This is a genomic window from Chitinophaga sp. (assembly GCF_035564935.1).
Taxonomy (GTDB): Bacteria; Bacteroidota; Bacteroidia; order Chitinophagales; family Chitinophagaceae; genus Chitinophaga.
Genome location: NZ_DATMTE010000283.1, coordinates 1 through 3,673 on the forward strand (window position 1 = coordinate 1; position 3,673 = coordinate 3,673).

Below are 3,673 nucleotides of genomic sequence, written 5' to 3' on the forward strand. Positions count from 1 at the left end.
ATCCTGAGTCAGACAAAATCCGCGTCGCCGAAGGCGACTATACGCGTTAAATATTTAACTTGTGGTAAAGTACTATCTATGAAAAGATTATTGTTTTTATGCCTGGCGCTGTTGCTGGTTGGCAGTAATGGCATTGCCCAGGAGAAGGTTAACCAGCGCGATGCGCAAAACCGTAAGCAGGGGCGTTGGGTAGAAGAAGTGGGAGAGCTGCGGGGAGAGCCGGGGTACACCTGGGAGGGCGTTTATAAGAATGGCCGGAAAGAGGGCGTGTGGAAAAGGACTTCTTCCATTGGCAATTTGCTGGCGGAGGAAACCTATAAAAACAATGTGCTGGATGGCTATTGCAAATATTACTTTTCCAACGGGAAACTAAGCCAGGAAGGGGCTTTCCTCGCCACTGAAATTGAAGGACAGCGGGATACCATCATGATCATTGACCCGGTAACCAACGCTGAAACCCCTACGGAGATTGTGAGACAGGGAAATTCCGTTCGTAACGGGGTGTGGAAGTTATATGACGAAGAAACCGGGAAGATGGTAAAGGAGTATTACAAGCGGGGAGAAACCGTGAGTGCAGATGAATTGGGCGACAGTACAGAAACGGTTGCGCCAGCGGTAAAGAAGGCCCCGCTGCAGCTGCCGCACGAAAATGCCGGCAAGCACAAAAAGAAGGGCTGATCAAAATGAATAAAAAGATTTTATCCGTTTTAGCTTTTTTTATGTAATTTCATTAAAGGATGTGATTTATAGAACCCGTAAGTCACCAATAATTTTTATTGCAGAATCCTTTTAATTTGTTTGTATGAAAAGCCTTAGCATCAACCACGCAGAAAATCCTCAGGAACTACACGGAATGGAATATACGACCGATAAAACGGAAATCCTTTTCAGAGCTGTTTTTATTTTCCTGGTATTTTGTGCATTAACATCTATTTTCTTTCTGTCTATTTTTTATTGAGCATAAACAATAATCATCAACGTTAAAAAGGCTCGAGGATTGAGTGTTCATCTTTGAGTCTTTATGTTTTTGCTTTTTCACGTTGCTTCATCTGGAAGCACCCCCATCCATTTGCCTTTTACGTTGCTTTATCCGGATGTATTTCCATCTTTTGGCCTTTCACGCTGCTTCCTCAGGAGGTACCCCCATCCATTTGCTTTTCACGTTGCTTCATCCGGGAGACGTTTCCATCCTTTACGACCGCGGTGGGTAATTTGCTAAATTGATTTTCTATAATGTAAACCTTATTCATAAAGGATCTATCAGGTTTTACCGTTGTTTTTTGCTTCAAGGACCCTTAATTCAACGTTAAAAAGTTATTCATTTTGTTCATTCTGCTTTTACAGTGGCTGAACATTTTGTACAATGATATTTAGCATCTAATTTTATATTTCTAAAGTTGGCATAGGTTATGAAACCGGCGCGAGATCTCTATCTGAAGTGCCTTTTTTTCTTCTTACCACTTTAGCCTGCAATTGCTATCTCATTGTTATTTCTTCAAAATTCCTTGGTACTACAAAAGATACAGTGTTATCTGCCAGCAGGTTTTCCGGCAGTAAGGCAACCGCTTGTCCGTCTACCAGCAGGGTAGTGGGTTTGAACGGCAGGCCGTGTATGGTGATCCTGTGATTATTATACGATGTTTCGTAGTTGATGAAGTATTGTTTTTTGAGATAAAATTGTTGTGCAGTAGAACGTTGCTTGAAGCGGATCACGTTGTACTGGCCGTTCTTATAGCCGTAATGGTCGCCGGCATCTTCATACAGCACGCTTTTCACTTCTTCCTCCCCGAAGTAAACGTGCAGCAACATTTCGGTAACCGGTGTTTGCTGGGTGTACTGCATTTCCGGGTATTCCGGTAACACTGCGCCTGCTTTTACAAACAGCGGCATTTCGTCCAGGGGTGTTTTTACTTTTATTTCGCTGGCGCCGGTGTATTGCTGGTCGTTCCAGAAATAATACCAGTTACCGGCTGGCAGGTATACGCCTTTTTCCTGCATTCCTTTTTCGCTTACATGACTGATGAGCAGTGAATCGCCGAACATAAACTCGTGAGAGCAGTTGTAGGTGGCGGTATCTGTTTGCGCTACAAAAGCCAGCGGGCGCAGCATGGGCGTGCCCTGTGAAGCATATTGCCAGAAGGTGGTGTACAGGTAGGGGAGCAGCTTATATCTTAACGTAATAAATTTAGTCACCACTTTTTCGTACTCTGCACCAAAGCTCCAGGGCTCCTGGTTAAAGCCTGTTTCATTGCTGGCAGAGTGGGTACGCATCAGCGGGTGGAAAACAGCCAGCTGTATCCAGCGGGTATATAGTTCGCCGTCGGGTTCGCCGATAAAACCGCCGATATCGCTGCCGGTGAATGAAATACCGGAAACGGATAAACGCTGGCATTGCACGCTGGCCAGCCAGAGGTGTTCCCAGCTGGAAACGTTGTCGCCGGTCCATACAGACGACCAGCGTTGGGCGCCTGCATAGCAGGAGCGGGTAATGAGGAAAGAGCGGTTGGGCATCAGGTATTTTTTCATACCGGCTGCAGTGGCCTTGCTCATGAGGTGGCCGTATACGTTATGCGCTTTACGGTGACTAACCTCTTCACCGTCGTAGTCGTGGCGCACGTCTTCGGGGAAGGAGCCCATTTCAAACACGGCGGGCTCGTTCATATCGTTCCAAACACCGCGTACACCGGTTTCGGCGAGGCTTTTGAAAAGGCTGCTCCACCACTCCCGGACTTCGGGGTTGGTGTAATCGGGGAACACGCATTTGCCGGGCCATACATCTCCTTCCATGAGCGCGCCATCGGCGCGTTTACAGAAGTAGTTGTTTTTAATCCCTTCCTGGTATACGTCATAGTCGGTATCCACCTTAATGCCGGGGTCGATGATCACTACCACTTTGAAGCCTTCTGCTGCCAGGTCTTTGATCAGTCCTGCCGGATCGGGGAACCATTCCTTATTCCAGGTAAAGCAGCGGAAACCGTCCATGTAATCGATATCCAGGTAAATCACATCGCAGGGGATTTTCCGTGTCCGGAACTCCTTTGCAATTTCCTTTACGCGGGTGTCGGGATAGTAGCTCCAGCGGCACTGGTGGTAGCCTAATGCCCACAGGGGGGGCAGTTCGGGGGTACCGGTGATTTTTGTATAGGATTCGGCCACTTCCAGGAGGTTGGGGCCGTAAATAAAGTAGTAGTTCATTTCGCCGCCGCGGGCCCAGAAACTACATGCATCTTCCCTTTCTTTACCAAAATCGAAGATGGTACGGAAGGTGTTATCGAAAAAAATGCCGTAGCCTATGCCATGGTGCAAGCCGTAATAAAAAGGGATGTTGCGGTACAGCGGATCTGTATCTTTCTGGTAGCCATAGGCATCTGTGCCGTAGTTCTCCAGCCGTTTGCCGCGTAGGTTCAGTTCAGTCGGCTTATCGCCCAGTCCGTAAAAGCATTCTCCTTCCTGTACTAATTTGCTGCAATACTGGATCTTACCGCCTTTAAGCAGGTAGTGCTGCCAGTGATACCCCATTTCATCCTGGTTAATCACTTTGCCTTCCTTGTCTGAAATAGTAATGCGGAGGTTATCGCGGGCGATAAATACTTTCAGTTCATCTGTATAAATCTCAAAAGTTTCTTCCCATTCTTTGATCCCGAATGCGATGGGTGATTCTTCCAGGGTATCG

At 47.0% G+C, this 3,673-nt stretch carries 2 protein-coding genes; one reads left to right on the top strand and one right to left on the bottom strand.

Translation table 11 applies throughout. The annotated features are described in order from the left end of the window. Positions 1-78: 78 nt before the first annotated feature. Positions 79-678 carry a hypothetical protein gene (locus tag VN105_RS07585; RefSeq protein WP_325639498.1) on the top strand — a complete coding sequence of 200 codons (600 nt, stop codon included), beginning with the start codon at positions 79-81 and terminating at the stop codon, positions 676-678. A gap of 798 nt (positions 679-1,476) precedes the next feature. Here VN105_RS07585 and VN105_RS07590 read toward each other — a convergent pair. After that, a partial coding sequence (locus tag VN105_RS07590; RefSeq protein WP_325639500.1) for a TIM-barrel domain-containing protein occupies positions 1,477-3,673 on the bottom strand: 2,197 nt, incomplete at its 5' end.